This window comes from Pseudomonas sp. M5A4_2d (assembly GCF_053345295.1).
Genome location: NZ_JBKEZW010000022.1, coordinates 21,066 through 27,065, shown reverse-complemented (window position 1 = coordinate 27,065; position 6,000 = coordinate 21,066). Strand labels below are relative to the sequence as shown.

The window sequence follows — 6,000 nt, the reverse complement described above, 5'->3', positions numbered from 1 at the left end:
ACCACGCTGGCCGACTTGTACGAAAAACCCTGCCCGACGGCAACCTTGTTGACTACGCCTACGACCGCCAAGGCAACCTTCTCAGCGTCGACGACGGCCACTGGGCGCTAGCCTACGAATACGACCCGCAAAACCGACTCACCGCCGAACACCAGGGCTGGGGCACCTTGCGCTATGGCTACGACGCCTGCGGCCAGCTGCAAAACCTGCGCCTGCCGGATAACAACCGACTCATTTTCAGCCACAAAAAAGGCGGCCACCTCGACACGGTTCAATTGAATGGCAGCGTACTGACCACACATACATTCGAAGCAGGACGAGAACACCAGCGAGTCCAGGGCAAACTACTCAACAGCTACCAATACGACGATCAAGGACGTCTTTTCAACCACGGCATGTGCAACATCGAAGGTGTGTACCGCCGCCAATATGACTACGACAAATCCGGCAACCTCACCCGCCTGTTCGACACCCGTAAAGGCCAACACGACTACCACTACGACCCCCTCGCCCGTCTGACCCGCGCCGATCACTCTCAAGACGTGCAAGAACGCTTCGGCCACGACCCGGCGGGCAACCTGCTAATGCAGGATCGCCCCGGCCCGGACATCGTTGCCGGCAACCGCCTGATGATCCAGGGCGATCATCATTACGACTATGACGCCTTTGGCAACCTGATCCGTCAAAGGCGCGGTAAGGGTCACCAACTTATCACCGAATATCGCTATGACTGCCAGCATCGGCTGATATCGATCACAAAACCCAACGGGCAGACGGCCAGCTATCGCTATGACCCGTTTGGTCGGCGCATCAGCAAAACCGTTGATGGCATAACAACAGATTTTTTCTGGCAAGGCGACAAGCTGATTGCCGAACACCATGCAGATCGTCATCGCAGTTACATCTACGAGCCGGACAGTTTTAGGCCTCTGGCACTGCTGGAAGGCTTTGGCCCGAAAGAGACCCAGCCTTACCACTATCAACTCGACCACCTCGGAACATCGCAGGAGCTGACCGCGCCTGACGGTGAAATCGTCTGGTCGGCGCACTACCGCGCCTACGGTGAGATTGCCCGACTCGATATCAGCAAAATCGACAATCCGCTACGCTTCCAAGGCCAATACTTCGACCCGGAAAGCGGGCTGCACTACAACCGCCATCGCTACTACAATCCGGATATTGGTCGTTACCTGACGCCTGACCCGGTGAAGTTGGCGGGTGGGATCAACACCTACCAGTACGTACCCAACCCAACCGGATGGGTAGACCCGCTGGGATTGAGCACCGGCCCAGGAGGAAAAGGATGCAATCCGGATGCTGGAGTTGAGGAACCATCAGAAAAGGCTAAGGCTCATAAAGACGAGCCCTCCACGCCTTCGACCTCACGACGCCTCACTGAGTTTGGATCCGAAGAAAAGCTGATCGCCCATTACGAGAAGCATGGAGCAGAATTCAACTCCAAAAATAGCCACGAGTACTTACTCACCGCACGGCATGTGATGGATAACGGCACCCCAGTCAACTATCCTTACAAAGGCGGCCAAAGAACAGGATATGTTTTACTCTTAGGTTTAAATAGATCAGGCCAAGCAAAGTTTGCTTTTGTGGGAACCAACCAGGACAGACAGATTACAACGCTCCACACTAAAAGCGGAAAAGATTTCTGGAGGACAATAAATGGCAACGCCTATGACAAAACCATCACACCTCACACCGAGTAAGTTTAAGAAAGCACAGGTCGTAGCGCTCAATGAACTGATAGAGGAAGAGGTGACACTACTCATTGATAAAACCGTAGTCACTTGCTTCGCTAGCTTCTGCCCTTACGAAATTGAGGTAGGGAAAAATTATGATGTAGAACTAAACTTAAACCTAGCTGATTATTATCACGCTCAAAAAGTCGATTCGATTAATATTTTTGCCGAGCGCATAGAGAATGGTTTCTCTTACATACTTTACGGGATGCTACATAATGACACTTTTCAAACTTTTACTTTGCTGAGCGATGAGGGCGTGCACTACGATCACCCGGATCTGAACGATTCGTTTATAAAATTAAATGTCGACAGGATTGACGTGGCCTTTTCAACAAAAGACGAATAATTATTTTAGATAAATATTGATTCAGGATTATAATCAGTGTTTTCATATAGTCCTGCTATCGAAAGGGCAAATGAAAGAAAGTTCATGACGCCTTAGAAAATCAGCGACAACCCCCATATTTACTTCAAGACACAGAAATGAAACCGATCCACCACATATAAATTTTTAATCAAACTATGAGAAGATAAAGACCAAGTAGAATAGCTAACCCAGCGAACTTAAAGCATTGATTTTATTCAAAAAAACTCAGCAATATCTATTCTAATATCAAAAGTCGATCGCGTAACCCGAGTCAAATCGCCCCTCAGACCCTGGAAGGCTCCCAAGACGTTTTATGGTATTTCAAAAACCAGCGCGAAAATATGTGACCTCTGGAGCAGCATGACAATCTTTGAAGACTGCATCACTGCCATAAAAATCCGCGATTACCTCAGGGCAAATCCAGCAGTAACTCCATGTAGATTTTATGACAGCGAAACACATGCAGCGCCCAACTCTAATTCTCGACCGATTATAATACGAAGTCACTTCAGCGTCACACAAAACATTATTCGAAAAAATAATCCCTGAAGATGTTCATTGCTTCATCAATACTTAACTTGCGAGCTCCCCAAAAAAAGCAACCAACCTGAGTCAAATGAGCGCCACATTATTATCGCACCGCCCCACTCACCCCCACGCCACCACCAACAACCCCACCCCCAACACCAAACACAACGGCGAATAAAAATACGTGTCCAACCTTGCAAACCTGGACCCACCCACCTTCTTGAAAAACCCCACCAACTCCGAATCCCCAATCGCCCTGGCAAACATGACCAAGGCTATCGCGCTGATCCCCCACTGCAGCGCTCCATGGGGCACGGGCGAGAAATACAGCCCAGCTCGCAGGCAAACCAGCAAAGCAATTGCCACCAACCCCATCGCGACGAGGAACGTGCCCAGTGCCGAGGGCTTGAATGCCGGCCTTGGCCCGCGGGCGAATTCGCCGGGCAGCTGGGGAATGGCCGCAACGCTGCCGAGTTTGCCACCGGCGGCCCAGTACAGGTGCACCATGCTGATGCAGGTAAAAACCCCGACGATCCACCGCGCGATGACAAAGCTCATGACTGGCTCTCCCTGAAAGGTGCGAATTAGGATAGTCGCCCTGAGATTTTTTGTAGGCATTTCGTCGGCGGCTGATGGTAAAGTGCCGCCCCATGAAAATCGCCCGTGCCGACCGCTCGCTCATTGCCTGGATGCTTTACTGCTGCGTCCTGTTCAATGTGTTCGCGTGCAGTATTGGTCATGGGCAGATGCTGGGGATGCAACTCAACGGCATCGGTGGCCAGTTCTGTACGGTTGACCCGCGTACCCAGGCGCCGGCGCAGACTAACTCCACGGATGAGAACCTGCCGACGCTGTCCAAGGCGTTCGGCTGCCCGCTTTGTTCGACCGGCGGCATGGGCCCGGCACTGAGCTCCAGCCTGAATGTGGCGGTGTTGCCACAACCTCACGCGCCACCACCGGCCGTGGTTCTCGCCGCCGACATCCCTGCCCGCTTCACCTGGCCCACGGCCAACCCTCGCGCGCCGCCCGCTTTCGCCTGATTCCTTCGCTTTCCGATCTGCACCGGCCACCGCTCCCATTGGGGAATACGGGCGGCTGTGCGTTGTTTTCAAGCCAAGTTTTTCAGGATTCAACCATGAAACATTTACCCTTGTTGGCGGGCCTGTTCGGCTGCCTGCCTGTCTGTGCCTGGGCGCTGGAATTAGCCCCCACCACCATTGATGGTGAACAATCCACTGAGCCGGGCCTGGCCCTGGATCAATCCAGCGGCACGGCTTCCCGGCTGGGGTTAAGCGTGCGGGAAACCCCGGCGTCGGTGGCCATCGCCACTCGCAATGACATCGAGCGCCATGGCGCCAAGACCTTTCGCGATGCGGCCAACACTCTGCCAGGCGTCAACGCCAGTGCGCCACCCGGGTTTGGCGGGTTTGTATCCTATCGTGGCTTTACCAGCAGCCAGATCACCCAAATGTTCAACGGCATCAATGTCGCCACCGGTTTGGCACGGCCGGTCGATGCGTGGATTTACGACCGCGTGGAATTGGTCGGTGGCCCCTCCTCCTTGATCAACGGCGCCGGCTCCGTGGGCGGCTCGCTGAACTACGTGACGAAGCTCGCAACCCGTGAGGAACAGGCCGCCGAAGGCCAGCTCACTTATGGCAGCTACGACACCGCCGGCATAGCCTTTGGCCTTAACCACGCCCTGACCGAACCGGGCGCCGAGGTGCAGCATTACGCGCGCCTGGACGTCAGCCGCAACACCAACCACAGCTACATCGACCGCGACCAGCGTGATGCCTGGAGCGTGGCGTTTTCCCTGCTTAGCGACCTCACGCCCAACCTGTCCCACACCCTGGCCCTGGAATACCAGGATGAACACGAAGACAGCCCGTATTGGGGCACACCGGTGCTCAATCCCAAGGCCGGCGAGTTGAAGATCGACAAGCACAACCGCTTCAACAATTACAACGTCGCCGACGGCCGTTACGAACAACGCACCCTCTGGGCGCGCTCGATCATCGACTACCGGATCAACGACAGTACCACGCTGAAAAACACCCTTTATCACCTCGACAGCCAACGCGACTATCGCAACCTGGAGACCTACCAATACAACGCCGACAATAGCGCGGTGAACCGCTCGACCGCTTATCAAGTCCGTCATCAGGGCGAGCAGAACGGCAACCAATTCGAGCTGCGCCATGACGACACGTTCTTCGGCCTTTCGACAACGTGGTCGGGCGGCTTTGAGTACAAAGTCAACAGCACTACCAACAACCCGCTGAACGTGCCGGGTAACAGCACGGTGGACCCGAACAACTACAACCCTGGGCATTTCTACGCTATCCCAGGCACCAAGCCTGGCTTCGTCAAAGACAAGACCAACCAAGTCACCACCCAGGCACTGTTCGTAGAAAATCGCCTGGGCCTCACCGATAAACTCTCGCTCTTGACGGGTTTGCGTTACGACGCTATCGATCTGGACGTCACCAATCACCGCACCATCACCGCCACCAACCCACGGCATTTCAGGCGCAGTTGGGAGCCGGTAACCGGCCGCGTGGGCCTGACCTACCAGTTCATTCCATCGGCCAATGTGTATGTGCAATACAGCACGGCGGCTGAGCAGCCATCGACCACCACCCAAGTATTCGACGTGTCGACTGGCAAACAGTGGGAAGTGGGCAGCAAGTTCGATTACCTGGACGGTCGCGGTTCGGCCACCCTCGCGGCGTACAAGATCGAGCGCAAGGATTTTGCCGTCACCGACCCGTTGGACCCGAACAACAGCATCCCGGTGGGTGCCCAGACATCCAAGGGGATCGAGTTGGCGAGTTCATTGCGCATCACGCCAAGGCTGCTGGCCGAAGGCAACTTTGCCTGGGTGGATGCCGAGTACGATGATTTCAACGAGAAAATCGCCAGCGGCGCGGTGGTCTCGCGCAAAGGCAACACACCCACCAATGTGCCCAAGCGTGTGGGCAACGTGTGGCTGACCTATGACTTTTCTGAGGATTGGCAAGGCGGTGTGGATGCGCGGTATGTCGCAGAGGTGTTTGCGGATAATGCCAACACTCAGACGGTGCCGGCCTACACGCTGTTTGGGACTTTCCTGCGCTACAAAGTGGACTCGCACACGTCGGTGACCGGGCGGGTGCGTAACCTGACGAATGAGGTTTACGCCGAGTTTGCGCATGTGTCGCCGGCGTACTACCTGGGTTCACCAAGGACCTTGGAGGTCGCGGTGCAAACCAGGTTCTAACGCTGGAATGCAATCAAGTGTGGGAGCTGGCTTGCCGGCGATGCCGTCACCTCGGTATATCCGTTACACCGCGGCGATGCTATCGC

At 55.0% G+C, this 6,000-nt stretch carries 5 protein-coding genes; 4 read left to right on the top strand and 1 reads right to left on the bottom strand.

Going from position 1 to position 6,000, the window contains the following annotated elements; genetic code table 11:
- Both ACLBW8_RS28340 and ACLBW8_RS28335 read left to right on the top strand, forming a co-directional pair.
- Nucleotides 1-1,721: RHS repeat domain-containing protein (locus ACLBW8_RS28340; protein WP_447806894.1), on the top strand; the 1,721-nt coding region annotated here is incomplete at its 5' end.
- Nucleotides 1,678-2,103: a hypothetical protein gene (locus ACLBW8_RS28335; RefSeq protein ID WP_064452055.1), complete on the top strand. Its 426-nt coding sequence runs from the start codon at nt 1,678-1,680 to the stop codon at nt 2,101-2,103. The genes ACLBW8_RS28340 and ACLBW8_RS28335, both read left to right, overlap by 44 nt.
- A 669-nt stretch (nt 2,104-2,772) precedes the next feature.
- Here ACLBW8_RS28335 and ACLBW8_RS28330 read toward each other — a convergent pair.
- Nucleotides 2,773-3,210 (bottom strand): DUF3995 domain-containing protein, encoded by a 438-nt coding sequence (locus ACLBW8_RS28330; RefSeq protein ID WP_064452054.1) that lies wholly within the window; start codon nt 3,208-3,210, stop codon nt 2,773-2,775.
- Nucleotides 3,211-3,302: 92 nt separating this feature from the next.
- On the opposite strand from ACLBW8_RS28330, the gene ACLBW8_RS28325 reads away from it, so the two are divergent.
- Entirely contained in the window at nt 3,303-3,692 is a 390-nt protein-coding gene (locus ACLBW8_RS28325; RefSeq protein WP_064452053.1) for a DUF2946 domain-containing protein, read from the top strand.
- Nucleotides 3,693-3,787: 95 nt separating this feature from the next.
- Complete coding sequence (locus ACLBW8_RS28320) at nt 3,788-5,914, top strand: TonB-dependent receptor (protein ID WP_447806893.1); 2,127 nt, start codon at nt 3,788-3,790, stop codon at nt 5,912-5,914.
- The last annotated feature ends 86 nt before the right edge of the window (nt 5,915-6,000 follow it).

What these genes read in the sequence shown, in the direction of transcription:
- ACLBW8_RS28335 (WP_064452055.1), top strand. Translation starts at nt 1,678, where the DNA reads ATGGCAACGCCTATGACAAAACCATCACACCTCACACCGAGTAAGTTT.
- ACLBW8_RS28330 (WP_064452054.1), bottom strand. Translation starts at nt 3,210, where the DNA reads ATGAGCTTTGTCATCGCGCGGTGGATCGTCGGGGTTTTTACCTGCATC.
- ACLBW8_RS28325 (WP_064452053.1), top strand. Translation starts at nt 3,303, where the DNA reads ATGAAAATCGCCCGTGCCGACCGCTCGCTCATTGCCTGGATGCTTTAC.
- ACLBW8_RS28320 (WP_447806893.1), top strand. Translation starts at nt 3,788, where the DNA reads ATGAAACATTTACCCTTGTTGGCGGGCCTGTTCGGCTGCCTGCCTGTC.